21 protein-coding genes and 1 pseudogene are annotated in these 23,250 nt (G+C 73.7%); 16 read left to right on the top strand and 6 right to left on the bottom strand.

All coding sequences use genetic code 11. The features are described from left to right. Positions 1-67: 67 nt before the first annotated feature. Positions 68-1,534, bottom strand: coding sequence for a DNA repair protein RadA (radA, locus tag HCN08_RS31410; RefSeq protein ID WP_240970619.1), 1,467 nt, complete (start codon positions 1,532-1,534; stop codon positions 68-70). A 791-nt stretch (positions 1,535-2,325) separates the two neighbouring features. Here radA and HCN08_RS36315 point away from each other — a divergent pair. Beyond that, a complete protein-coding gene (locus tag HCN08_RS36315; RefSeq protein ID WP_206319474.1) occupies positions 2,326-3,843 on the top strand; it encodes a BACON domain-containing protein in 1,518 nt (505 codons plus the stop codon). Between the two features lie 494 nt (positions 3,844-4,337). On the opposite strand, the gene HCN08_RS31400 is transcribed toward HCN08_RS36315, so the two are convergent. Beyond that, positions 4,338-4,610, bottom strand: coding sequence for a helix-turn-helix domain-containing protein (locus HCN08_RS31400; protein ID WP_167986708.1), 273 nt, complete (start codon positions 4,608-4,610; stop codon positions 4,338-4,340). A gap of 68 nt (positions 4,611-4,678) precedes the next feature. Here HCN08_RS31400 and map point away from each other — a divergent pair, with 68 nt between their 5' ends. Both map and HCN08_RS31390 read left to right on the top strand, forming a co-directional pair. Then, on the top strand, positions 4,679-5,446 hold the full coding sequence (gene map / locus HCN08_RS31395; protein WP_167986707.1) for a type I methionyl aminopeptidase: 768 nt from the start codon (positions 4,679-4,681) through the stop codon (positions 5,444-5,446). Positions 5,447-5,482: 36 nt separating this feature from the next. Beyond that, the gene (locus tag HCN08_RS31390) at positions 5,483-6,139 is read left to right on the top strand and encodes a class I SAM-dependent methyltransferase (protein ID WP_167986706.1); all 657 of its coding nucleotides are present in this window, start codon (positions 5,483-5,485) and stop codon (positions 6,137-6,139) included. On the opposite strand, the gene HCN08_RS31385 is transcribed toward HCN08_RS31390, so the two are convergent. Beyond that, complete coding sequence (locus HCN08_RS31385; RefSeq protein WP_322974799.1) at positions 6,136-6,951, bottom strand: hypothetical protein; 816 nt, start codon at positions 6,949-6,951, stop codon at positions 6,136-6,138. The genes HCN08_RS31390 and HCN08_RS31385 overlap by 4 nt on opposite strands. Before the next feature lie 141 nt (positions 6,952-7,092). Between HCN08_RS31385 and HCN08_RS31380 the strand changes: the two genes are divergently transcribed. From HCN08_RS31380 to ilvD, 6 genes and pseudogenes are all read left to right on the top strand, one after another. Beyond that, positions 7,093-8,712, top strand: a complete 1,620-nt coding sequence (locus tag HCN08_RS31380; RefSeq protein WP_167986705.1) for a restriction endonuclease fold toxin-2 domain-containing protein — start codon at positions 7,093-7,095, stop codon at positions 8,710-8,712. 20 nt (positions 8,713-8,732) lie between these two features. Further along, positions 8,733-9,167, top strand: a complete 435-nt coding sequence (locus HCN08_RS31375) for a hypothetical protein (protein ID WP_167986704.1) — start codon at positions 8,733-8,735, stop codon at positions 9,165-9,167. A gap of 56 nt (positions 9,168-9,223) precedes the next feature. After that, positions 9,224-10,144 (top strand): annotated as a pseudogene (locus tag HCN08_RS31370) (Ppx/GppA phosphatase family protein); the annotation flags it as partial. Positions 10,145-10,415: 271 nt separating this feature from the next. Beyond that, entirely contained in the window at positions 10,416-11,426 is a 1,011-nt protein-coding gene (locus HCN08_RS31365; protein ID WP_240970618.1) for a TIM barrel protein, read from the top strand. Next, positions 11,423-12,229, top strand: coding sequence for a TetR/AcrR family transcriptional regulator (locus tag HCN08_RS31360; protein WP_167986702.1), 807 nt, complete (start codon positions 11,423-11,425; stop codon positions 12,227-12,229). The genes HCN08_RS31365 and HCN08_RS31360 overlap by 4 nt, the downstream gene beginning before the upstream one ends. A gap of 153 nt (positions 12,230-12,382) precedes the next feature. Further along, a complete protein-coding gene (gene ilvD, locus HCN08_RS31355) occupies positions 12,383-14,239 on the top strand; it encodes a dihydroxy-acid dehydratase (protein WP_167986701.1) in 1,857 nt (618 codons plus the stop codon). Positions 14,240-14,305: 66 nt separating this feature from the next. Here the strand turns inward: ilvD and HCN08_RS31350 are convergent, their stop codons facing one another. Next, positions 14,306-15,181: an SGNH/GDSL hydrolase family protein gene (locus HCN08_RS31350; RefSeq protein WP_167986700.1), complete on the bottom strand. Its 876-nt coding sequence runs from the start codon at positions 15,179-15,181 to the stop codon at positions 14,306-14,308. Between the two features lie 368 nt (positions 15,182-15,549). Between HCN08_RS31350 and HCN08_RS31345 the strand changes: the two genes are divergently transcribed. The 4 genes from HCN08_RS31345 (at position 15,550) to HCN08_RS31330 (ending at position 18,599) form a co-directional block, all read left to right on the top strand. Then, a complete protein-coding gene (locus tag HCN08_RS31345) occupies positions 15,550-16,629 on the top strand; it encodes a hypothetical protein (protein WP_167986699.1) in 1,080 nt (359 codons plus the stop codon). A gap of 137 nt (positions 16,630-16,766) precedes the next feature. Next, positions 16,767-17,045, top strand: coding sequence for a GlsB/YeaQ/YmgE family stress response membrane protein (locus tag HCN08_RS31340; protein WP_167986698.1), 279 nt, complete (start codon positions 16,767-16,769; stop codon positions 17,043-17,045). Between the two features lie 200 nt (positions 17,046-17,245). Then, complete coding sequence (locus HCN08_RS31335) at positions 17,246-17,992, top strand: tyrosine-protein phosphatase (RefSeq protein ID WP_167986697.1); 747 nt, start codon at positions 17,246-17,248, stop codon at positions 17,990-17,992. 37 nt (positions 17,993-18,029) lie between these two features. Continuing rightward, positions 18,030-18,599, top strand: coding sequence for a hypothetical protein (locus HCN08_RS31330; RefSeq protein WP_407648915.1), 570 nt, complete (start codon positions 18,030-18,032; stop codon positions 18,597-18,599). 112 nt (positions 18,600-18,711) lie between these two features. Here HCN08_RS31330 and HCN08_RS31325 read toward each other — a convergent pair whose 3' ends face one another. After that, positions 18,712-19,182: a hypothetical protein gene (locus HCN08_RS31325; RefSeq protein ID WP_167986696.1), complete on the bottom strand. Its 471-nt coding sequence runs from the start codon at positions 19,180-19,182 to the stop codon at positions 18,712-18,714. Positions 19,183-19,301: 119 nt separating this feature from the next. Here HCN08_RS31325 and HCN08_RS31320 point away from each other — a divergent pair, with 119 nt between their 5' ends. The 3 genes from HCN08_RS31320 to proC are packed head-to-tail and all read left to right on the top strand — an operon-like array spanning position 19,302 to position 21,716. Continuing rightward, positions 19,302-20,114: an ABC transporter ATP-binding protein gene (locus tag HCN08_RS31320; protein WP_167986695.1), complete on the top strand. Its 813-nt coding sequence runs from the start codon at positions 19,302-19,304 to the stop codon at positions 20,112-20,114. After that, positions 20,111-20,848 (top strand): ABC transporter permease, encoded by a 738-nt coding sequence (locus HCN08_RS31315; protein WP_167986694.1) that lies wholly within the window; start codon positions 20,111-20,113, stop codon positions 20,846-20,848. Before HCN08_RS31320 ends, HCN08_RS31315 begins: the two co-directional genes overlap by 4 nt. Positions 20,849-20,906: 58 nt before the next feature. Next, a complete protein-coding gene (proC, locus tag HCN08_RS31310; RefSeq protein WP_167986693.1) occupies positions 20,907-21,716 on the top strand; it encodes a pyrroline-5-carboxylate reductase in 810 nt (269 codons plus the stop codon). Positions 21,717-21,813: 97 nt separating this feature from the next. Here proC and trpS read toward each other — a convergent pair whose 3' ends face one another. Beyond that, positions 21,814-22,830: a tryptophan--tRNA ligase gene (gene trpS / locus HCN08_RS31305; protein ID WP_167986692.1), complete on the bottom strand. Its 1,017-nt coding sequence runs from the start codon at positions 22,828-22,830 to the stop codon at positions 21,814-21,816. Positions 22,831-23,250 lie beyond the last annotated feature (420 nt).

Below are 23,250 nucleotides of genomic sequence, written 5' to 3'. Positions count from 1 at the left end.
CGGTGCGGTTTGGAGTGAGTTTACGTCGTCCGCGCCGCGAGCCGCCGATCACCGGCGTACGCCCCTGTCAGAGCTGCTGCTCGGCCCCGCGCCGGTCGCCCTCCGGGCGGTTGCCGCCCTGGCGGCTGCTCCCCGCCCGGTTGCCCTCCGTGCGCCTGGGGGTGCGGGCCGGGAGGGCGCGCAGGGCGTCGCCTATGTCCGAGACCTCGATCACCCGCATCCCCGGCGGGACCTTGCCCGGATCCGCCGGGACCAGCGCGTGCGTGAAGCCGAGCCGGGCCGCCTCCGACAGCCGGCGCTGCACTCCGGTGACCCGGCGCACCTCGCCGGCCAGGCCCACCTCGCCGATCGCCACGAGGTTCTTCGGGAGGGGCGTGTCGATCGCGGCGCTGGCCAGCGCGAGGGCCACCGCGAGGTCCGCGGCCGGCTCGGTGAGCTTCACGCCGCCGACCGTCGCGGTGTAGATGTCCTGCTTGCCGATCGCCTTGATCCTGCCGCGCTGTTCGAGCACGGCGAGCATCATCGACACCCGGGAGTTCTCCAGGCCCGAGGTCGTACGGCGGGGCGAGGGGATCTGGGTGTCCACGGTGAGCGCCTGCACCTCCGCGACGAGCGGGCGCTTGCCTTCGAGGGTGACCGTCAGGCACGTGCCCGGCACCGGCTCGTCGCGTCGGGTCAGGAACAGGCCCGAGGGGTCGGCGAGTCCGGTGATGCCCTCGTCGTGCAGCTCGAAGCAGCCGACCTCGTCCGTCGCGCCGAAGCGGTTCTTGACGCCGCGGATCAGGCGCAGGCGGGCGTGCCGGTCGCCCTCGAAGCTCAGCACGACGTCCACGAGGTGTTCCAGGAGGCGGGGGCCGGCGATCGTGCCGTCCTTGGTGACGTGCCCCACCAGCAGCGTCGCCATGCCGCGCTCCTTCGACGCCCTGATCAGCGCGCCGGCGACCTCGCGGATCTGCGCGACGCCGCCCGGGGCGCCGTCGATCTCCGGGGAGGCCACGGTCTGGACGGAGTCCAGCACGAGGAGGCCGGGCTTGACGTCGTCGAGGTGGCCGAGGACGGCGGAGAGGTCGGTTTCGGCGGCGAGGTAGAGGTGGTCGGCGAGGGCGCCGATCCGGTCGGCGCGCAGCCGCACCTGCGAGGCGGACTCCTCGCCGGTGACGTACAGCACGGGGCTGCGCTCGCTCGACGCCTTGGCGGCGACGTCCAGCAGGAGGGTGGACTTGCCGACGCCGGGCTCGCCGGCGAGCAGCACCACGGCGCCGGGGACGAGGCCGCCGCCGAGCACCCGGTCGAGCTCGGGGACGCCGGTGGAGCGGGCGGTGGCCTGGCGGCCGTCGACCTGGCCGATGGGCTTGGCCGGCGCGGTGACCCTGCCGGGAGCGGTGGTGCGTACGGCGGGGGCGCCGCCGTACTCCTCGACGGTGCCCCAGGCCTGGCATTCGCCGCAGCGGCCGAGCCATTTGACTGTCGTCCAGCCGCATTCGGTGCAGCGGTACGCGGGGCGGTCTTTAGCGGCGGGCTTGCGGGTGGCCATGCGCGCAACGGTAGCGGGCGGGTGTGACAGGGGGCTCTTTTGTGGGGGGCGCCTTCTGGGTGGGGGGTGGGGTGGTCGGGGGCGCTCCGGGGGGTACCTCCTCGGACTGCGCACATCAACTCCGTACGAGTCCGGCAACCTCTTGCCTGCGCAGTCCTGCGGGGGCACCCCCCGGATCACCCCCTCCCGCCCGTCCGCCGGCGGCTTTCCGTTCGGGGGGGGAGGTCTCGGCGGTCAGCTCCTGGCCAACCTTTGAGGGGTTGGTAGGCGGGGGAGTGGGGGTGGGGGTCACGGGTGACGGGGGGATTCACTCGTACGAATGGTGGAGGGGGTGCTTTTTGGGGGGCAAGGTTACCCATACGGGTTAATGGCAGCGGGGACGGCTGAAGAGGGGTGGCTTGCGGGCCTACCGTCAGCCGGTGATGAGCAGGCAGGAGACCCCCACCCCCGCACCCGCGCCCGCTGCCGGTTGGCAGGCGGCATCCGCACCCGCGTCCGCCGCCGTGCCCCCTGCCGGGAGGCAAGTGGCGTCCGCACCCGCGTCCGGTGCCGGTTGGCAGGCGGCGCCCGCACCGGTGTCCGCTGCCGCTAGGGAGGCGGCGTCCGCACCGGTGTCCGCTGCCGGGAGGCAAGTGGCGTCCGCAGCCGTGCCCCCTGCCGGGAGGCAGGCCGCACCTGTGACGCAGGCGACCGGTGCGCATCGAAGGCCGCGGGCCGGGGCGGCGGTTGGGCGGGGTGCGGCGCGGGAGGCCGGTGCGCGGCATCGGGGTGGGCGGGAGCGGGCGGGTGGGGTGGCTCGGCCGCAGGGGACGTTGCCGATGGTGCCGCCCGGGCATTACGAGCCGTATCTGGACGGCCTGTACACGTACTGCCTGTCGGTGCTGTGCGAGCACGACGCCGCGTCCGGGGCGCTCGGCGAGGTGCTGGCGCTGGCGGAGCGGCAGCGGGCCCGGTTGCGGGACCCGGCGTTGCGGCGGCCGTGGCTGTACGCGCTCGCGCGGTGGTGCTGCCTGCGGCGGTTGGCCGCGGGGCGGCCGGTCGCGCCGGTGCGGGCCGCGGCGGACGTGGCGGCCCAGCGCGGGGCGCAACTGGCCGCGCTGGCTTGGCCGGAGGCGGCCGGGACGACGCCGGAGCAGCGCGAGGCGCTGGAGTTGGCCGTACGGCACCAGCTCGCGCCGCATGAGGTCGCGGCGGTGCTCGGGCTGGAAACGGACGCCGCACGGGGGCTGTTGGCGCGGGCGGCATGCGAAGTGGAGCGGACACGGGCGGCGTTGGCGGTCGTGGACTCCGGGCAGTGCGCGGCGCTCGCGCAACTCGCCGGGGACAACCGGGTGTTGCTCGGGCCGGCGCTGCGGGACGAGCTGGTGCGGCATGTCGACGAGTGCACGGTGTGCCGGCGTACGGCGGAGCGGGCGGTCGCGGCGGAGGCGTGGCCCGGGTCGGCCGACGCGACGGCGGTGCTCGCGCTCATCGAGGCGCCGCGGGCGGCGGCGTGCGCGGCGCTGCTGCACGCGATGGAGAGCGGGGCGGGGCGCAACCGGGAGGCGACACCGCGGTTCGACCGGCGCGGATTTCCGCGGGACCTGCGGGACCAGGCGGCGCGGCGGGCGCAGTTGCGGCACCGGGCGGTGACGTCGACGGTCGTGGCGGCGGTGGTGGCCGCGCCGGTGCTGGCGATCTGGGCGGCGTACCGTGCGACACCGCTCGGCGGCGACGACGCGCAGGGTTCCGGCGGCGGGCGGGCGGCGGCGGGCGTGCCGGACGTGGCGGGGCTGCCGTACGAGAAGGCCGGCGCGGTCCGCCCCTCGGCGCCCGCCTCCGGCCCCACCACCTCGGACCCTGACGTCACGGCCGTGACGGTCACCCCGGCGGACTCCCCGTCCCCCGCGCCGGGCGCCGGCTACCTCACGGTCACCGCCACCCCGTCCGGCGGGCGCACCCTCGTGACCCTCACGGCCTCCGGCACGGGCGACGTCCACTGGTCCGCGACCCCCTCGGCCCGCTGGCTCCGCCTCTCCGCCACCTCGGGCGTCCTCCACCCCGGCGAGTCCACGACGGTCACCATCACCGTCCTGCGCTCCCTCACCCCCCACGGCCGCTGGACGGCGACCGTCGCCTTCACCCCCTCCAACGCGACGGTCATCCTCCACGGCACCACCCGCCGCTCCGCCCCCCCACCCACATCCCCTCCGCCGACGACGGAGCCCCCCACCTCGGCTCCCCCGACAACCCCCCCACCCACAACGGACCCCCCGACGTCCTCCGCCCCACCGACCGACTCCCCCACCCCCACGGAACCCACCCCCTGAAGCGCAACACCCTCCATGCGCACGGGGTCGGGGCCGCCCCGGGGGGCACCTCCTCGGCCTGCGCACCATGCCTCAGTACGAGTCCGGCCCCGTCCCGCCGCGCGCAGTCCTGCGGGGGTACCCCCCCCGAACCACACCCCCTCCCGGGTCTCATTGGCGGCTGCCCGTCGCCGTAACAGACAGCGAAGGCCCTCGCGGCAGCGCCAGTTGCGCCCCGAGCGGACCACTCCCGCCCCCCAAGAGGTCAACCAGCGGCTGAGGGAGGGCCGTACTCCCCCTCACCCCCACCCCCACCGGCGTGCGGACGCCGACGGACGTACGGGCGGGGGTGATCCGGGGGGTGCCCCCGCAGGACTGCGCACGACAAGAGGTCACCGGAGACGCAGCGAGGTCATGGTGCGCAGTCCGAGGAGGTACCCCCCGGAGCGCCCCCGACCACCCCACCCACCACCAGAACGCGCCCCCGCACGCCGGTAACAACCCCCCAAAAAAACCTACGCCGACATCCCCTCCGCCGCTTCCTCCCCCCTCCCGCACGCCAAAGCCAGCTCATCCAGCGAAACGCCCAGCGCCGCGCCCAACGCCGCCACAGTAAAGAACGCCGGCGTCGGCGCCCGCCCCGTCTCGATCTTGCGGAGCGTCTCCACGGAGACGCCCGCCGCCGCCGCGACCTCGACCATGCTGCGGTCCCCGCGCGCCGCCCGCAGCAGCGCGCCGAAGTGTTCGCCCCTGCGGCGCTCCCAGGGGCTCAGTGGAGTGCGAACCATGGACGTGATACTAATACCGGGATACAAATACCGGTATAAGAATCGGCAGCACAGGAGGAGCCCCGCCCATGGTGGAGATCAAGTCAGACGCCGCCCTCGACGCGATGCGCGAAGCCGGCCGCGTCGTGGCCACCGCACTCGCCGCCGCCCAAGACGCCGCAGCCGTCGGCGTATCGCTGCGCGAGCTGGACGACGCCGCCCGCGCCGTACTCGACGCGGCAAAAGCCCGCTCACCCTTCCTCGGCTACCGGCCCCCCTTCGCCCCGACCCCCTTCCCCGCCGTGATCTGCACGTCCGTCAACGACGCGATCGTCCACGGCATCCCCACCGACTACCGCCTGCGCGACGGCGACCTCGTGAGCGTCGACTGCGGCGCCGAACTCGACGGCTGGACCGGCGACGCCGCCGTCAGCTTCACCGTGGGGACGCCGCGCGAGGGCGACCGGGAGCTCATCGAAGCGACCCGGCGGGCGCTGGACGCCGGGGTCGCCGCCGCGGTCGTCGGGAACCGGATGGGGGACATCTCGCACGCCATCGGCCGGGTCGCCAAGGACGCCCGCTGCGGAATGCCCGCGGACTTCGGCGGGCACGGCATCGGGCGGCGCATGCACGAGGACCCGCACGTGCCCAACCGCGGGCGCCCCGGCCGCGGCTTCCCGCTCCGGCACGGCCTCGCCCTCGCGATCGAGCCGATGCTCATGTCGGGCGGGCGGGACGAATACCACGTGGCCGCGGACGGCTGGACCCTGCGGACGGTCGACGGCAGCCGCGCGGCGCACATCGAGCACACCATCGCCATCACCGAGCAGGGCCCGCGCGTGCTCACCGCGCTCTGACGGCCGGCTGTCGTACCCGGCCGCTAGCGTGCCCGGATGACCGACGAACCCGGCGCACAAGGCAGTTGGCTCGACGACACCCGGACCTCGTACGACACCGTCGCCGTCAGCTACGCGGAGCGGACCCGGCACCTGCTGGACGACACCCCCGAGGAGCGCGGCGTCCTCGCGCGGTTCGCGCAGGCCGTGGCGGACGGCGGGCCCGTCGCGGACGTGGGGTGCGGGCCCGGGCGGATCACGGCGTATCTGGGCGGGCTGGGGCTGGACGCCTTCGGGGTGGACCTCTCGCCGGGGATGGTCGCCGTCGCCCGCCGGGAGCACCCCGGACTGCGGTTCGCGGTCGGCTCGATGACCGGGCTCCCGCTGCGGAGCGGCTCGCTCGGCGGCCTCGTGGCCTGGTATTCGCTCATCCACGTGCCGGACGCCGCCGTCCCCGGCGTCCTCGCGCACTTCCACCGCACCCTGCGGCCGGGGGCGCCGCTGCTGCTCGGCTTCCACGTCGGCGACGAGTCGCGGCTGAAGACCGAGGGCTACGGCGGCCACCCCATGAGGGTGTACGTCCACCGCAGCCGCCCGCCCCGCCTCACGGCCTGGCTGACCGGCGCCGGCTTCACCGTCGAGGCCGACCGTACGCTCACGTCCGCCGAGAGCGCCCTCGGCGGCATCATCCTGGCCCGGCGGGCGACCGACTAGGCCGGGTCCGGGTGCGGGTCCGCCGGGTGCGGGGCGACCAGGGGGAGGGACGAGGCGAGGCGGGCCTCGCACAGCGCGGTGAGCTCGGCGTAGGCGGCGGGGCCCATCAGCTCGGTGAGCTCGGCGCGGTAGGAGCGGTAGACGGGCTCGCCGCCGCCGTGCGCGGAGGTCGCCGAGGTGCACCACCAGTGCAGGTCATGGCCGCCGGGGCCCCAGCCGCGGCGGTCGTACTCGCCGATCGACACGACCAGCACGCGCGTGTCGTCGGGGCGGTCGACCCAGTCGAAGGTGCGCCGGATCGGCAGCTGCCAGCACACGTCCGGCTTGGTCTCCAGCGGCTCGCGGTTCTCCCGCAGCGCGAGCGCGTGCAGCGCGCAGCCCTGCCCGCCGGCGAAGCCCGCGCGGTTGGAGAAGATGCACGCCCCGTCCACGACCCGGGTCTGCCGCTCGCCGTCCTCGTTCTCCTCGGCCCAGTAGCCGTCCGGGCCCGTACCGAGGTCGTGGTACTGCCACATCTCCGGCGTGAGCCGGGCCGCGTGCTTCGCCACCCGCTTCTCGTCGTCGTCATCGGAGAAGTGCGCCCCGAGCGAGCAGCACCCGTCCCCGGCCCGCCCGGCGACGATCCCCTGGCACCCCTGCCCGAAGACACACGTCCACCGCGACGTCAGCCACGTCAGATCGCACCGGAAGACCTGCTCCTCGTCCGCCGGGTCGACGAACTCCACCCACGCCCGGGCGAAATCCAACCCGGCCTCGTCATCCGCCGCCACCACACCCGTCTCCCCGCCCCTGCGGGCCCTCACCTTTGCCACGCCCCCACCCTAGGCCCGTAATGCACCGAATGCGCTCACCGCCCCACCCGATCATTTTCCGCCGAGTCACTCCACCTGCCGATGCCCGCCCTCCCCGGCTCGTACGGTGGCGGTACACATTGCGTACCGGGGGGTGGGGCGATGGCGGGGCTGCCGGCTGACTTGCAGGTCGTGGCCGACGGAATGCTCAGCGCGTCGATGGAGATGGTCGACAGCGTGATGATCGGCGTCCGGGACACCACACTTGCTGTTTTCCACGAGCTCGACCGGCAGGAAGGCATGGCCGGCGACGACGACGCGGGCCACGACTTCGCAAAGGTGTACACGTCGGCCGCGGCCGAGACGCTGGACCAGATGGGATTCAGCGCCTTCATGATGGGCGAGAGCGGGACGGGGCTGATGCGCAGCGCCCGCGAGTTCATCGCCCAGGAGGACGCGACCGCCGCAAGCTTCATGGCACGGCAGCCCGACCCGACCGTCCAGATGGGCGATCCGTCCCGCGGCTGCTCCGAGCGTTTTGTCGGTCTCGGCGAGGACTTGCCCAAGGTCGTCGGCAAGACCTCCTGGAACGACCAGTACCTGGGCACCGGCGACAGCGGGGGGCGCTTCCGCGGCTCACCGGAGAAGTTACGGGACGTCGCCGGTACGTGGACGCGGGCGGGAACGTTGCTGCAGCAGTTCCTCGTCGACGCCCAGGGGTGCGGCCACACCGCCGACAAGGCGCATTCAGGGCAGGCCGCCGACGCTTTCCGCGCGCATTTCAAGGCGTTCGTGGGCTTCGGCCCGGCGCCGGCACTCGCCCAGTCGGACGAACCTCTGGCCGCGAACCTCGTCGCAGCCTGCGACCAGCTCGCTCAGGCGTGCACGCAGTATGCGTCCCACATCGAGCAGGCGCTGTCCCGTATCCGTGAGAACACGCAGAATCCCTTTCACATGGACGCGCCCTGGCACGATCCGCTGTTCGGCGGCAACGGCGATGACGGCGGTCTGCGGGACCTGGTGGACGGGGACCCCTGGATACACGCGCTCGGCGATGTCGCCCACGCGCTGGACGCTTCACGCAGCCGTGTGAAGATCCCGGGCGCCGGGCGCCACCTGCCGTGGTACGACCCCTTCCCGCTCCTCCCTCTCCCCGTCCCGATCCCGGAGCCGGCTGTGCCGCCCCTGGTGCTGGCATCGGCGCCGGGCCTGCTTCCGGCGATCTACCGGCCGGTCAACCCGGCCATACCCTTCCGGCCTCCGATACCGGCGCTGCCGGGGACGACAACACCCTTGACGCTCGCCGAGCAGCAGGCCTTCACCGCCTGGGCGAACGGGCTGCAGCCGGCCGACTTCGGCGGCACCCCGAACCCGGCCGATCCGGCCAACGCGTATCAGCTGCGTGTCGCGGGTTATCCGGAGCGCATCGTTCCCTTCACCGAGCACGGCGTGCGCAGGACCATTGCCGCCGACGGTGTGCGCGCGACGGACGGATACATGGTGGACGCCAAGTACGTGGCGGACGACAACAGGTGCTTCCGTAAGCCGAGCACATTGCTCCTGGAACAGGAGTACAAGGCCGATGGAACGCCCAAGTGGAATCCGAACACGGTCCTGGTCGGCAAGGACCACGACGAGCTCGCCAAGTATCACGCGGCCATCGACCAGAACGATCAGGTCCGTGGCCTGGAGATCGTCACGAACTCGCGGGACGCCGTCGCCTATTGGCAGACCTTGATGAGCACCGACAACATCACCGGTACGGTTCAGTACCAGCCGTGAATTCACTTCCGGAGACCCTTGTGGACGATTACTACCAGACCCTTTTCCTCTTCTACCCGCCGCCCGAGACGCCGTTCGGCTGGGGGCTGGACCTCGTGGCGGTGCGGGAGGCGCTTGTCGCGGGGTTTCCCGAGGCGAGCGGCACGTTCGCCGGGGGTGGGACGCCGTTGTATCGGTTGAGCTTCTGGGCGCGGGCGGAGGACGGGGTCGAGTTCGAGGGGCTGGTGAGTGTGGAGGGGCGGGAGTGCGTCGCCGTCGGGGAGGCCACCGTGGCGGAGGCGGCGCGGTTCGTGGGGTGGATGCGGGCGGCGGTCGTGCCGCCGGGCGGGGAGATCAGGTTCAGCTCGCGGGCGGCGTTCGAGGGCGGGTTCGGGGAGCGGGAGTGGGGGGTTCCGCCGGGGGCGGGGGTGGTGGAGGTGCTGCGGGGGCATCTGGAGGAGGTGCTGGGGGGCTGAGTGGCCGGGGGTGGAGGGAAAGCGGCTGGTCGGGGGGGTGGAATACAGTGCTGCCCATGCGACTGGGAGTGCTCGACGTGGGGTCCAACACCGTTCATCTGCTGGTGGTGGACGCGCATCCCGGTGCCCGGCCGCTGCCCGCGTATTCGCACAAGGCGGAGCTGCGGCTCGCGCAGCTGCTCGACGCGGGCGGGGCCATCGGCGAGGACGGGATCGAGCGGCTGGTCGCGACGGTCGCGGACGCGATGCGGGTCGCCGAGGACAAGGGCGCTGAGGACGTCCTGCCGTTCGCGACGTCCGCGGTGCGCGAGGCCGTCAACGGCGAGCAGGTGCTCGCCCGGGTCGAGGCGGAGACCGGGGTACGGCTCACCGTGCTGTCCGGCGAGGACGAGTCGCGGCTGACGTTCCTGGCGGTACGCCGCTGGTTCGGCTGGTCCGCGGGCAAGCTGCTGGTCCTGGACATCGGCGGCGGCTCGCTGGAAGTGGGCTACGGCATGGACGAGTACCCGGACACCGCGGTGTCGCTGCCGCTCGGCGCCGGCCGGCTGACCGGCGGGTGGCTGCCCGGCGACCCGCCGTCCGCGCAGGACGTACGGGCGCTGCGGCGGCACGTACGCGCCGAGATCGCCAGGACGGTCGCCGACTTCGCCCGGCTCGGGCCCGCCGACCACGCCGTGGGCACGTCCAAGACCTTCCGGCAGCTCGCCAGGATCGCCGGGGCGGCGCGCAGCGCGGAGGGGCTGTACGTACAGCGGGTGCTGCGGCGCGGGGCGCTGGAGGAGTGGGTGCCGCGGCTGGCGGAGATGACCGCGCAGCGGCGCGCCGGGCTGCCCGGGGTGTCCGAGGGGCGGGCCGGGCAGCTGCTGGCCGGCGCGCTGGTCGCCGAGGGCGCGATGGATCTGTACGGCGTCTCGGAGCTGGAGATCTGCCCCTGGGCGCTGCGCGAGGGCGTGATCCTGCGCAAGCTCGACGTGATGGCCGCCGACACCGCGGGCGCCGCCTCCGCGGGCGGCCTCGCGGGGGAGGGCCACCCGGACGGCCATGCCGGCGGGCACGGGGGCCCGCAGGGCGCGGGCCACGGACCTGTGGTCAACGCCACAGGGCACCCCGGCAACCCCGGCGGGACCGGCGCTTCCGGGGCCACGGTGGCGCGTTGGCGCGGTTGAGCCGCCCGCGCGCACCGGACCCGGCCGTACGCTGGCTTGCGTGGCAGACGCAGCGGACCGGAGGAAGCGAGGCGGCACGGGCATGCCCGGAACACCGGGCGCACCCGGCCGCCCAGGCGCCCGCGGCGCGCATGACACCTCCGGCGCCCGCGGCGGCCCCGGCAGCCCCGGCATCCACGGCGTGCCCGGCGCCCTCGACACCCCAGGAGCCCCCGGCAGCCGCGGCGCCCACGACACCCCTGGCGCCCCCGCCGGCCACGCCACCCCCCGCCCCCCAGGAGCCCCCGGCGTGAAAGTCGCGCTGTCCACCGCCTCCGTCTACCCGGAGTCCACCGCGACGGCCTTCGAGATAGCCGCCCGGCTCGGCTACGACGGCGTCGAGGTCATGGTGTGGACCGATCCGGTCAGCCAGGACGTCGACGCGCTGCGCCGGCTCTCGGACTACCACGGCATGCCGATCCTCGCCGTGCACGCGCCCTGCCTGCTGATCACCCAGCGCGTATGGTCCACCGACCCGTGGGTCAAGCTCCAGCGGGCCCGCGCCGCCGCGGAACGCCTCGGCGCGTCCACGGTCGTCGTGCACCCGCCCTTCCGCTGGCAGCGCTCGTACGCGCGCGACTTCGTACGCGGGGTGTGGCGGATGGCCGACGAGACGGACGTCCGCTTCGCCGTCGAGAACATGTACCCCTGGCGCTACCGCGACCGCGAGATGGCCGCGTACGCCCCGGACTGGGACGTCACCAAGGAGGACTACCGGCACTTCACCGTGGACCTCTCGCACGCCGCGACCTCCCGTACGGCCGCCCTCGACATGGCCCGCCGGATGGGCGACCGGCTCGCGCACGTCCACCTCGGGGACGGCAACGGCTCGGCCAAGGACGAGCACCTGGTGCCGGGGCGCGGCACGCAGCCGTGCGCGGAGCTGCTGCACTCGCTGGCCGCCGCCGGCTACGACAAGCACGTCGTGATCGAGGTCAACACGCGCCGGGCGATGTCCTCGGCCGAGCGGGAGGCCGACCTCGCCGAGGCGCTGGCCTTCACCCGCCGCCACCTGGCCGCCGCGGCCTCCGCCCGCCCCTCGGTCCGCGCGTGACCCCGGGCGCCTCCGCCGGCCCCGGACGGGACACGTCCGGCGGTACGTCCTCCCGTACGTCCCCCACCGCCGCCGGCCCCGACGCCCCCCGGCGCCGCGGGCGCCCCGCGGGGTCCGGGAGCGGCGGGGCGGCCGGCACCCGGGAGCGGATCCTGGCGGCGGCCCGGGAGGAGTTCTCGGCCCGCGGCTACGACAAGACCTCCGTGCGCTCCATCGGCAAGGCGGCCGGCGTGGACGCCGCGCTGGTCCACCACTACTTCGGCACGAAGGAGCAGGTCTTCGCCGCCGCCATCGAGGTGTCCTTCGGCCCCGCGGCCCTGGAACTGCCCGCGGCGGTCTCCGCGGGCGGCCCCGAGGGCATGGGGGAGCGGATCGCCCGCTTCATGCTGGGCGTGTGGGAGGACCCGGCCACCCGCGGGCCGCTGCTGGCGATCGTCCGCTCGGCGGTCACCAACGAGCAGGCCGCGGCTGTCTTCCGGGGCATGGTCGGCCGCCGCGTCCTGGCCGGGGTGGCGGGCGAGCTGCGGGTCGCCGACCCGGAGTTCCGGGTGCAACTGGCCGCGGCCCAGCTCGTCGGCATCATCATGCTGCGGTACGTGGTGAAGGTGGAGCCGATCGCGTCGGCCTCCGCGCAGGAGCTGGTCGCAATCGTCGCCCCGACCCTCCAGCGCTACCTCACCGACCCGGCCGTACGCCGCTCCGACGCGCCGGACGCGCCAGACGAGCCAGGGACGCCGGACGCACCGCCGGAGGCACCCGCACCGGAAGGCCCGCGGCCCCCCGGCCCGGACCCCGCGGAGTGACCGCACACCCTTCCGTCATCCGGACGAGCTGTCCGGATGATGGTCCGCGGGCGTACCCTCGACGGCACGGCCGCGCGTCGCGGCTGCTCCCGTCGTACGAGGCCCGTCGTACGAGCTGAGCGAAGAACCAGGGAAACCAAGGGAGTGGACACCGTGCCCGAGCTGAGGTCACGTACGGTCACCCACGGCCGCAACATGGCAGGCGCCCGCGCGCTGATGCGCGCCTCCGGCGTGGACAACGCCGACATCGGCAAGCCGATCATCGCGGTCGCCAACAGCTTCACCGAGTTCGTACCGGGCCACACCCACCTCCAGCCGGTCGGCCGGATCGTCTCCGAGGCGATCAAGGCGGCCGGCGCGGTGCCGCGCGAGTTCAACACCATCGCGGTCGACGACGGCATCGCCATGGGCCACGGCGGCATGCTCTACTCCCTGCCCTCCCGCGACCTCATCGCGGACTCGGTGGAGTACATGGTGCAGGCGCACTGCGCGGACGCGCTGATCTGCATCTCCAACTGCGACAAGATCACCCCGGGCATGCTGATGGCCGCCCTGCGGCTGAACATCCCCACCGTCTTCGTCTCCGGCGGCCCGATGGAGGCCGGCCGGGCGACGCTCGTGGACGGCACGGTCCGCAAGCTGGACCTGATCAACGCGATCGCCGACGCGGTCGACGAGAAGGTCTCGGACGCCGACATCCTCCGTATCGAGGAGAACGCCTGCCCGACGTGCGGTTCGTGCTCGGGGATGTTCACCGCGAACTCGATGAACTGCCTGACCGAGGCGATCGGCCTGGCGCTGCCCGGCAACGGCTCGGTGCTGGCCACCCACACCGCCCGCAAGGACCTGTACGAGCGGGCCGGGCGCACCGTGGTGGAGCTGACCCGGCGCTACTACGAGCAGGACGACGAGAGCGTGCTGCCCCGGTCCGTCGCCGGCCCGGCGGCGTTCGACAACGCCATGGCGCTGGACATCGCGATGGGCGGCTCGACGAACACGATCCTGCACCTGCTGGCGGCGGCGCAGGAGGCCGGGCTGGACTACGGCCTGACCGACATCGACGCGGTCTCGCGCCGGGTGCCGTGCCTGGCCAAGGTCGCGCCGAACGTCGCGCCGACGGGCACGTACTACATGGAGGACGTGCACCGCGCCGGCGGTATCCCGGCGATCCTGGGCGAGCTGTACCGGGGCGGGCTGCTCAACGAGGACGTGCACACCGTGCACGCGCGGTCGGTCAAGGAGTGGCTGGACGCGTGGGACGTGCGCGGCGGCTCCCCGTCGGAGGAGGCCGTGGAGCTGTGGCACGCCGCTCCCGGGTGCGTGCGCTCGGCGGAGGCGTTCTCGCAGTCCGAGCGGTGGGAGACCCTCGACACCGACGCGGCCGGCGGCTGCATCCGCGACGTCGAGCACGCCTACTCCAAGGACGGCGGCCTCGCGGTGCTGCGCGGCAACCTGGCCGTGGACGGCGCGGTGGTCAAGACCGCGGGCGTGGACGAGTCGATCTGGACGTTCGAGGGGCCCGCGGTGGTGTGCGAGTCGCAGGAGGAGGCCGTCGAGAAGATCCTCCGCAAGGAGGTCACGCCCGGCGACGTCGTCGTGATCCGCTACGAGGGCCCGCGCGGCGGCCCGGGCATGCAGGAAATGCTCTACCCCACCTCGTACTTGAAGGGCCGGGGCCTGGGCAAGAGCTGCGCGCTCATCACCGACGGCCGCTTCTCCGGCGGCACTTCGGGGCTGTCGATCGGGCACGCCTCGCCGGAGGCGGCCTCGGGCGGCACGATCGCGCTCGTCCAGGACGGCGACCGGATCCGGATCGACATCCCGTCCCGGTCGATGGAACTGCTGGTCTCCGAGGAGGAGTTGGCGGCCCGCCGGGAGGCGCTCGGCGGGGTGTACGCACCGCGTGAGCCGCGTGATCGGCAGGTCTCGACGGCGCTGCGCGCGTACGCGGCGATGGCCACCAGCGCGGACCGCGGGGCGGTGCGCGACATCAGCCGGCTGGAGGGCTGAGCGCCCACGCAACGAGGCGTCCCCCGCGGGCAGTTGCCCGCGGGGGACGTGTGCGTACCGGGGGTGTCAGCCGAGGCCGAGGACCGCGGCGGTGCGGTCGGCCATCTTGGACTCGCCGAGCGCGTTGGGGTGGACGGGCACGAAGTTCGTGCCGAACAGCACCGGTTCGATCCACCGGGTGCCGATCGGCCGGCAGGCGTCGTGCCCGTCGGAGACGGCGGACAGGTCCACGTACGTGCTGCCGGTCTCGTTCGCGGCGCGCTGGACCGCGGAGTTGAGGTGGGTCTGGAGGTCGCGCAGGTAGGGGATGTCGCCCGAGGCGATGGGCAGTTGGACGAAGCAGCCCGGGACGGCGGTCGCGGGCACGATCCACGGATAGCCGAGGATGGCCACCCGGGCGTTCGGCGCCTTGGCGTGCACGGCCCGGAGCGCCGACTTCACCGCCTGGTAGGTGCCGTTGTCGACCTGGTCGACGAACGTGTCGCCGTACAGCGTCTTGCAGGGGTGGCCGAAGCCGGCGGTGACGATGCCGGCGGAGCCGCAGGCGAGGATCGCGTCGATGAAGGTGTTGTTGTCGTTGCCGCCGATCGTCATCGTCACCAGGTCGGTGCTCGCACTGAGCGCGTCCAACTGCGGGGCGACGCCCGGGTATTGGGAGCCGGCGAAGTCGGAGGTCTCGGCGCCGCCGCAGGTGACGTCCTTGAGCGCGAGGCCGGTCCGGGCGGCCAGCACATGGGGGTAGTTGGCGGTGGAGCGCACGCACAGCAGGGACGCGGACGGGTCGAGCGGCAGTACGCCGGAGGCGGCGCTGTAGCTGTCGCCCATCGCGACATACGAACCGGCGGCGGCCTGCGCGGTGTCGGGGGCGGTCAGGCCGAGGACGGCCAGCGCCCCGGCGGCGAGTGCGGCGGCCAGGCCGCGGGTGAGGACGCGCATCGACATCTGCTCTCTCCTCGATGTGTGGGGGGGTCGTGGGGAGTTCGCGGGGGAGTCCGGGGGAGCTCGTGGGGGGCTCCCGAGGGGATCCCGGGGTACTTCATACGGGTATGTGGCGAGATCGGATGAAGTCGGCGCTGCTCCGCAGAAGTTACTGACTGGTCAGTCGGTGGTCAATGCTCCGCGCACGCACCGGTCGCCGGCCGTTCACTTCTTCACCGTTTCGCCGCACGCGGGTCGCGTCCTCGCACCCGTTGCGGCAGGGGTCTTCCGCCAGGCTCACGGCGGACGATGCTGGAAGCGGAACGGCCCGTACGGGACCGGGTTCTCCGGCTTCCGGCTCCGGCGGGACACCTGAACTGGGGGGCGGCACGGTGGAGTTCACGATCGGCAGACGCGTCGGGCGGCGCGGCGCCGGCCTGTTGTGCGCGGCGGGCGCGGGCGCGGCGGCGCTGGTGGCGTGGCTGGTCCTGCACGGGGTGGGCGGCACGGACGGGGCGGCGGGGCCGGTGATCGCGGTGGCGGCGATCGTGCTCGTCGGCTGGCGCGGGGTGTGGGAGGTGCGGCGGGCCCGGCGGCCCTTCCGGCTGCGCGTCGACGGCTTCGGCATCACCCTGCACGACGCCGAGTTGAGCTGGGGGCAGATCGACCGGGTGGCGCTGCGCTACCGGTCGGCGGGCGACGACGAGTCCGCGCCGCCCAAGCCTCACCTGACGGTGTGGCTCGCGCCCGGCGTCACGCTGCCGCGCCGCCCCGACCGTACGCTCGGCACCGACACCCGCTACGCCCTCGTCGACACCGACGACCTCGACCAGGACCTCGGCGACCTCACCGCCGTCCTCGCCGCGTACGGCGGCGACCGCTTCGAGGCCGTCCCGCGCGCGGTCCGCCCGCCCATGCCGGTCACCGTCGCCGGCCCCGAGGGCCGGGTGCCGTACGGCGAGCGGGTCTTCCGCGAGACCGGCCCGGCCGGCCCGCTCGCGCTGCTGTGCGCGGTGGTCGCGGTCGCGGCGACCGCGCCCTTCGTCGCCGCGCTCGCCGCGCAGACGGTCGTGCTCCCGGTCATGGCCTTCCCGGCCCTCGTCGCACCCGCGGCGCTCGGCTGGTACGGGCTGCCGTACTTCTACGGCAGGTGGCGCCGGCCCCGCCAACTCGCGGTCGGGCCGCACGGGATCGGTGCCCGCGAGGCGGGCAAGACGGGCATCGACTTCGCCTGGGCGGACGTCGCGGCCGTCACGGTGGGCTCGCGCGCGGACTCCGCCGACAAGCGCCCCTGGCTCGTCGTCTGGCCGCTGCCCGGCACCCACCTCCCCGCCGGCTCCGCCCACCTGGCCGACGGCCACCTCGCCTGCCCCCTCATCCGCCTCGACCGCATCCCCGGCGGTCCCGACGCCGCCCTCCCGGCCCTGCACGCCTTCGCCGGCGAACGCTTCACGGCCGCGCCGACGCCGTGACGGGAGCCGTGACGCACGACGTCACGCATGCCGTAACGCCCCTGGGGAGAATCACCGGGAGTGACCGGCCTTCGAACGGGCAAGCGGACGATGGGCGTTCTACCAAGTCCCCAGCGCCCGGAAAGCGAGGCAGTGTCATGACAATCCTGTGGGCGATCATCGCTGGCCTGATCATCGGCCTGCTCGCCAAGCTCGTCCTGCCGGGCCGGCAGCCCATCCCCCTGTGGCTGACCGTCATCCTCGGCATCATCGGCGGCCTGGTCGGCAACGGCCTCGCCTCGGCCTTCGGCGTCGGCGACACCAACGGCATCGACTGGATCCGCCACGTCCTGCAGATCGGCGTCGCAGCGGTCCTGATCGCCGCGATCACCCCCATGTACGCCGGCCGCCACCACCGCCACCACCACCACATCTGACGCACCCCCCGAAGCCGCCCCGCCGCGCGAGCAGTGCCCCTCGCCCGGCGGGGCATCCGCATGCCGGGACGGCGCCCCCGGCCTCAGTGAGGTGAGCCAGTTCCAGCGGCGGACCGGGACACGGCCGTCGTCCGCCTCGACGACGGTCGTCGGCGTCACGACGACGGGGATGCCCTCGCGCCGGGCCGTAAGCTGCGCGGATGAGCAGGCACATACGGTTCGAGCGGCTGCACAACTTCCGTGACCTGGGCGGGTATCCGGCCGGGGGCGGAGAGTACGCCGTGCGGTGGGGGCGGTTGTACCGGGCGGACTCGCTCGGCAAGCTCGCGGGGGAGGACTGGGAGCGGTTCCTGGAGCTGGGGGTCGCGGGGGTCATCGACCTGCGGTACCCGTGGGAGATCGAGGCGAAGGGGCGGGTGCCCGAGCACGCCTCGTTCGCGTACCACAACCTCAGCATCGAGCACCGGCCCTACGACCAGCCCTCGCAGGCGCCGGACGTCGAGCCCGGGCCGTTCCTCGCGGGGAAGTTCATGGAGGTCGCCGAGGACGGCGTCAAGGAGCTGCGGCAGGCGCTCGACGTCATCGCCGGCACGGACGGCCCGGTCGTCTTCCACTGCGCCTCGGGCAAGGACCGCACCGGCCAGCTCGCGGCGCTGGTCCTCACCCTGCTCGGCGTCCCGGAGGACGTCGTGGTCGACGACTTCGCCCTCACCCGGCTGGCCACCCCGCGCCTGCTCGCCGACTGGATCGCCGAGCACGACGGCCGCACCCCCACCTGGCCGGCCTACCCCGATGCCCCCGCCGAGGTCATGCGCCTCTACCTCGCGGCGATGGCCGACACATACGGCTCCGTCAACGCCTACGCCGCCGAACGCCTCGGCGTCGACCCGGACCTCCTCGCCGCACTGCGCGCCCGGCTCCTCGAACCGGTGACATTGCCCGCATAACGGGCTGCTTGCCGCCGGGCCCGGACGCCTGCCCATAATGGACGGCGTGAGTGAGGACCAGCAGACCGCGATCGCCGACCCCGGCACGGACGGCAGGCCCGGCATCCCGAGCCAGGACTCCGGCCCGCGCCCCGAGCCGATCCGCTTCTTCGGCACGACATGGGTCGAGCACGACGGCGGCTACGGCTGGCGCCGGCTCGGCGTGTCCGTCGGCTCGCTGGCCGCCGCCGCGGCGGGCGCCTTCGTGCTGCGTATCGGCTTCCAGGGGCTCGGCGACGCCGACATCGGCACGTTCGTCACCGCCATAGCCTTCGTCGGCTTCGCCCTGTGCAGCGTCCTGGCCTTCCAGCGCACCTGGCGCGGCTTCTCCGCCCGCCGCCCGGCGGGCGACTCCGACGGCACGCAGGGCCTGTACGCGATCGGCTTCGTCGGCGCGCTGCTCGCCTACTTCGTCCGCTCGCTGTCCGAGGCCCCCGGCGAGGACCTGCGCCGTACCGAATACGCCGAGGCCCGCGCCCGGCACGCCGCCCGCGCCGAACGGTCCGGCAAGGCGGGCAGGGCCGGAAAGCCGAAGCCCAAGGGCGCCAAGCGCAAGCCCCGCCGCTGAGCCGCCCGCCGGGAGGACGGCGCCCGCAGGACCGGCGGGGCAGCGCCCCCGGAGAAATCCGCCGGCGCGGCAGCCGGCCCACTCGGCGTCGGGCCGCTCGGCGTCGGGCCGCTCAGCGCCGGGCCGCCCCCACCACGCCCACGCAGCCCACGACCGCCGCGACGACCGCGCCGTGCCACAGCCCGGTCCACACCGACCCGAAGAACCCCTGGCTGGTGAGCACCTGCCGCAGGACCAGGTCGGTGAAGAACATCAGCACCGCCGGCACCGCCGCCACCTGCCACGGATGCGACCGCGCCCACCGCCGGAACCGGCGGTCGCGGCTCGCCGAGCCGCGCGCGGAGTAGCCGAGCACGGCCCCCGAGCCGCCGACGCAGAAGAAGAGCAGCGCCGCGATCGAGACCGCGCCGGTCAGGATGCCGAGCCCGAAGTGGCCGTGGACCAGGTGCAGCGCCAGCGACACACCGCCGCCGAGCGCGCCGACGACGGCCGCGGGCCGCCATGGGCCGAGGGACGCGGAGGCCACGGCCAGCTGCCGTTTTTCCGCGCCGGTGAGAGCGTTTTCGCGGGATGCACGGTTCATACCGCTACGGTCCTCCCGGCCTGCCCGCAAACGCCATAGGGGATGACCCTGACGCTCCCCTCAGCCATGGCCATGCCCAGGGGTTGACGTGGCGCGCACCGCGGGTGTTTATTCATCACATGATGAATAACAACCCCGGGCCCGCCGTCGAGGCGGCAGGCCTCCGCGTCGTCCGCGGGGGCCGCACCGTCCTGGACGACCTGGCCTTCACGCTGCCCCGCGGGCGTATCACCGGCCTGCTCGGCCCCAGCGGCTGCGGCAAGTCCACCCTCATGCGCGCCCTCGCCGGCTCCCAGGCCCACGTCACCGGCACCCTCACCGTCCTCGGCCGCCCCGCGGGACACCGCGACCTGCGCCCGCGCGTCGGCTACGTCACCCAGGCGCCGTCCGTCTACGGCGACCTCACCGCCCGGCAGAACCTCGACTACTACGCCGCCGTCCTCGGCATCCCCCGCCACGACCGCGCCGGCCACGTCGACCACGTCCTGCACGACGTCGACCTCACCTCGCACGCCGACGCCCTCGCCGGCAACCTCTCCGGCGGCCAGCGCGGGCGCGTCTCGCTCGCCGTCGCCCTGCTCGGCGAGCCCGAGCTCCTCGTCCTCGACGAGCCCACCGTCGGCCTCGACCCCGTCCTGCGCCGCGACCTGTGGGCCCTCTTCCACCGCCTCGCCGACGACCGCGGCGCGACCGTCCTGGTCTCCTCCCACGTCATGGACGAAGCCGAACGCTGCCACCGCCTGCTCCTGCTGCGCGACGGCCGGCTCCTCGCCGAGGACACCCCCGACGCCCTGCGCGAGCGCACCGGCGCCGACACCGTCGAGGACGCCTTCCTCCGGCTGGTCGACCAGGCCGACGCCGAAGCAGCACAAGCAGCAGGTCAAGCAGCAGGTGAAGCAGCAGGACAAGCAAAGGAAGCGACCACGCGATGAACGCCGCCCGCACCCTCGCCACCGCCCGCCGCGTCCTGCGCCAGCTCAGCCACGACCCGCGCACCATCGCCCTGATGCTCGTCGTGCCCTGCGTCCTGCTGACCCTGCTGAAGTACGTCTTCGACGCCAGCCCCCGCACCTTCGACTCCGCGGGCGCCTCCCTGCTCGGCATCTTCCCGCTCATCACGATGTTCCTGGTGACCTCCATCGCCACCCTGCGCGAACGCACCTCCGGCACCCTGGAGCGGCTGCTCACCATGCCGCTCGGCAAAGCCGACCTCCTCGTCGGATACGCCCTCGCCTTCGGCGTCGTCGCCGTCGTCCAGGCAGCGCTCGCCACCGGCCTGGTCGTCGCCGTCCTCGGCCTCGACGTCGCCGGCTCCGCCTGGCTGCTGCTCCTGGTCGCCCTCGCCGACGCCTTCCTCGGCACCGCCCTCGGCCTGTTCGTCAGCGCCTTCGCCGCCAGCGAGTTCCAGGCCGTGCAGTTCCTCCCCGCCGTGCTGCTCCCGCAGCTCCTGCTGTGCGGCCTGTTCGTGCCGCGCGGCGACATGCAGCCCGTCCTGCACGCCGTCTCCGACGTGCTCCCCATGTCGTACGCCGTCGACGGCATGACCCAGGTCGTCCACCACACCGGCGTGACCGGCGACTTCGTGCGCGACCTCGCCGTCGTCGCCGGCTGCGCGCTGCTCGCCCTGGCCCTCGGAGCCGCGACGCTGCGCCGCAGGACCGCGTGAGTCCACCCTGTGGATAACTTCTGACCCACCCCCCACCGCACCGGGCATGATGGGGACCATGACCCAGCGACACGTGGCCGTCCTCGGCACAGGCAAGATCGGCGAGGCCCTGCTCTCCGGCATGATCCGGGCCGGATGGGCCCCCGCCGATCTGCTCGTCACCGCCCGCCGCCCGGAGCGAGCCGAGGAGCTGCGCGCCCGCTACGGCATCGAGTGCGTGAGCAACGCGGAGGCGGCCAAGACCGCCGACACCCTCATCCTCGCCGTCAAGCCGCAGGACATGTCCGCCCTGATCGACGAGCTCGCCCCGCACCTGCCCGCCGACCGGCTCGTCATCAGCGCCGCCGCCGGCATCCCCACGACGTTCTTCGAGGAACGCCTCGCCGAAGGCACCCCCGTCGTCCGCGTCATGCCCAACACCCCAGTGCTCGTCGACGAGGGCATGTCCGTCATCTCCGCCGGCCGGCACGCCGACGAGACCCACCTCGCCCGCACCGAGGCCATCTTCCAGCCCGTCGGCAAGACGCTGCGCGTCCCCGAGAAGCAGCAGGACGCGGCGACGGCCCTGTCCGGCTCCGGGCCCGCGTATTTCTACTACCTCGTCGAGGCCATGACCGACGCCGGCATCCTCCTCGGCCTGCCCCGCGCCCAGGCGCACGACCTGATCGTGCAGTCCGCGATCGGCGCCGCGGTCATGCTGCGCGACAGCGGAGAACACCCCGTCAAGCTGCGCGAAGCCGTCACCAGCCCGGCCGGCACGACCATCAACGCCATCCGCGAGCTGGAGAACCACGGAGTGCGCGCCGCCCTCCTCGCCGCCCTCGAAGCCGCCCGCGACCGCAGCCGCGAGCTGGCCTCCGGAACATGAGCCGCACGCACCTTCCGGCGCCCACCGCGAGGCCGGACCGTATGACGGCGTCCGGCCCCGCGGTGACGCCGACCGGCCCCGCGGCGGGGGCGGCGGCTCAGGCCGGCGGGAGCAGGCCCACCGCGCGGTAGGCCGCGTCCACCGTCGGCCGGGCCACCGCCCGGGCCCGCGCCGCGCCCTCCCGCAGCACCCCGTCCACGTACCCCGGATCCGCACTCAGCTCCGCATGCCGCGCCCGCACCGGCCGCAGCAGCTCCACCACCGCCTCGGCCACATCCTTCTTCAGCACCCCGAAGCCCGCCCCCGCCGCGTCGTACCCCGCCGCGAGCGCCGCCGCCTCCTTGCCCGTGCAGGCCGCCAGGATCTCCAGCAGGTTCGCCAGCCCCGGCCGCGCCTCCCGGTCGTACGTGACGCCCGCCTCGCTGTCCGTCACCGCCCGCATGACCTTCTTCGTGACGACGTCCGGCTCGTCCAGCAGATAGACGATCCCCGCGGTCGCGCCATGCGACTTCCCCATCTTGGTCGACGGGTCCTGGAGGTCCATCACCCGCGCCGCAGCCGCCGGCCGCGTCGCCCGCGGGATGACGAACGCCTGCCCGTACCGCTGGTTGAACCGCTCAGCCAGGTCCCGCGTCAGCTCCACATGCTGCGTCTGGTCCTCCCCGACCGGCACCTCGTCGGCCCCGTACGCCAGGATGTCCGCCGCCATCAGCACCGGATACGTCAGCAGCGACAGCCGTACGCTCTGCCCGGCCGCCTGCGCCCGCGCCGACTTCTCCTTGTACTGGATCATGCGCCGCATCTCGCCGTCCGTGGCGACGCACCCCAGCAGGTAGGACAGCCGCGCGTGCTCGTCCACATGGCTCTGCACGAACAGCGTGCACACCCGCGGATCCAGCCCCGTCGCCAGCAGCAGCCCGGCCGCCTGCCGGCTCAGCCGCCGCACCCGCGCCGGGTCGTGCTCGACGGTGAGGGCGTGCAGATCCGCCACGAAGAACAACGACTCCGCCCGGTGCTGGTCCTCCTCCGCCCACCGCCGCAGCGCACCGAGGTAGTTGCCGAGGGTCAGATGCCCGGTGGGCTTCACGCCACTGAGAGTGCGAGTGCGAGTCATCGCTGCCGTCTCCTGTTCGGTTCGTCCGGTTCCGTTCGGGAGACCGCCGCTCGGGACAGCGCGGCCGGCAAAACGACAACGGCCGCCAGAGCGGCGGCCGTGGGTGCGTACGTGAGTCCAGGGGCCGCCTCTAGGCGGCCCACCACTGGGAGCTGTGACACGTACGCGACGTCATGGCATCAGGGTAGCGCCCACCCCCGCGCTGTGAAGGGTCCCGCACGAAGTTGACACCCCCCGGTCAGATGCGTAATGTTCTCCGAGCTGTCCGACGTGAGCGCCGACCCTGGTCGGTCCCCGGACGGCCATCCCGCAACAAACACCGGAACGACCACGGCCGCACGGCCGGGGTTCGTCCGCGCGTGCGTTTTCGGAATGAGGGCACGGAAGCCAAAGCGGCCGATTTGGAACGGCCGGCGAACT

This window comes from Actinacidiphila epipremni, from assembly GCF_012034175.1.
GTDB classification, from domain to species: domain Bacteria; phylum Actinomycetota; class Actinomycetes; order Streptomycetales; family Streptomycetaceae; genus Actinacidiphila; species Actinacidiphila epipremni.
Note: the sequence above shows the minus strand (reverse complement) of the source record. Positions and strands in the feature narration are given on the sequence as shown.

Bases quoted from the DNA above. Each gene is read 5' to 3' on its own strand.
- HCN08_RS31320 (WP_167986695.1), top strand. From the start codon at position 19,302: ATGATGAATAACAACCCCGGGCCCGCCGTCGAGGCGGCAGGCCTCCGC.
- HCN08_RS31340 (WP_167986698.1), top strand. From the start codon at position 16,767: ATGACAATCCTGTGGGCGATCATCGCTGGCCTGATCATCGGCCTGCTC.
- HCN08_RS31400 (WP_167986708.1), bottom strand. From the start codon at position 4,610: ATGGTTCGCACTCCACTGAGCCCCTGGGAGCGCCGCAGGGGCGAACAC.
- HCN08_RS31315 (WP_167986694.1), top strand. From the start codon at position 20,111: ATGAACGCCGCCCGCACCCTCGCCACCGCCCGCCGCGTCCTGCGCCAG.
- map (WP_167986707.1), top strand. From the start codon at position 4,679: ATGGTGGAGATCAAGTCAGACGCCGCCCTCGACGCGATGCGCGAAGCC.
- HCN08_RS31335 (WP_167986697.1), top strand. From the start codon at position 17,246: ATGAGCAGGCACATACGGTTCGAGCGGCTGCACAACTTCCGTGACCTG.
- HCN08_RS31350 (WP_167986700.1), bottom strand. From the start codon at position 15,181: ATGTCGATGCGCGTCCTCACCCGCGGCCTGGCCGCCGCACTCGCCGCC.
- HCN08_RS31365 (WP_240970618.1), top strand. From the start codon at position 10,416: ATGCCCGGAACACCGGGCGCACCCGGCCGCCCAGGCGCCCGCGGCGCG.
- HCN08_RS31390 (WP_167986706.1), top strand. From the start codon at position 5,483: ATGACCGACGAACCCGGCGCACAAGGCAGTTGGCTCGACGACACCCGG.
- trpS (WP_167986692.1), bottom strand. From the start codon at position 22,830: ATGACTCGCACTCGCACTCTCAGTGGCGTGAAGCCCACCGGGCATCTG.
- HCN08_RS31380 (WP_167986705.1), top strand. From the start codon at position 7,093: ATGGCGGGGCTGCCGGCTGACTTGCAGGTCGTGGCCGACGGAATGCTC.
- radA (WP_240970619.1), bottom strand. From the start codon at position 1,534: ATGGCCACCCGCAAGCCCGCCGCTAAAGACCGCCCCGCGTACCGCTGC.
- HCN08_RS31330 (WP_407648915.1), top strand. From the start codon at position 18,030: ATGGACGGCGTGAGTGAGGACCAGCAGACCGCGATCGCCGACCCCGGC.
- HCN08_RS31325 (WP_167986696.1), bottom strand. From the start codon at position 19,182: ATGAACCGTGCATCCCGCGAAAACGCTCTCACCGGCGCGGAAAAACGG.
- proC (WP_167986693.1), top strand. From the start codon at position 20,907: ATGACCCAGCGACACGTGGCCGTCCTCGGCACAGGCAAGATCGGCGAG.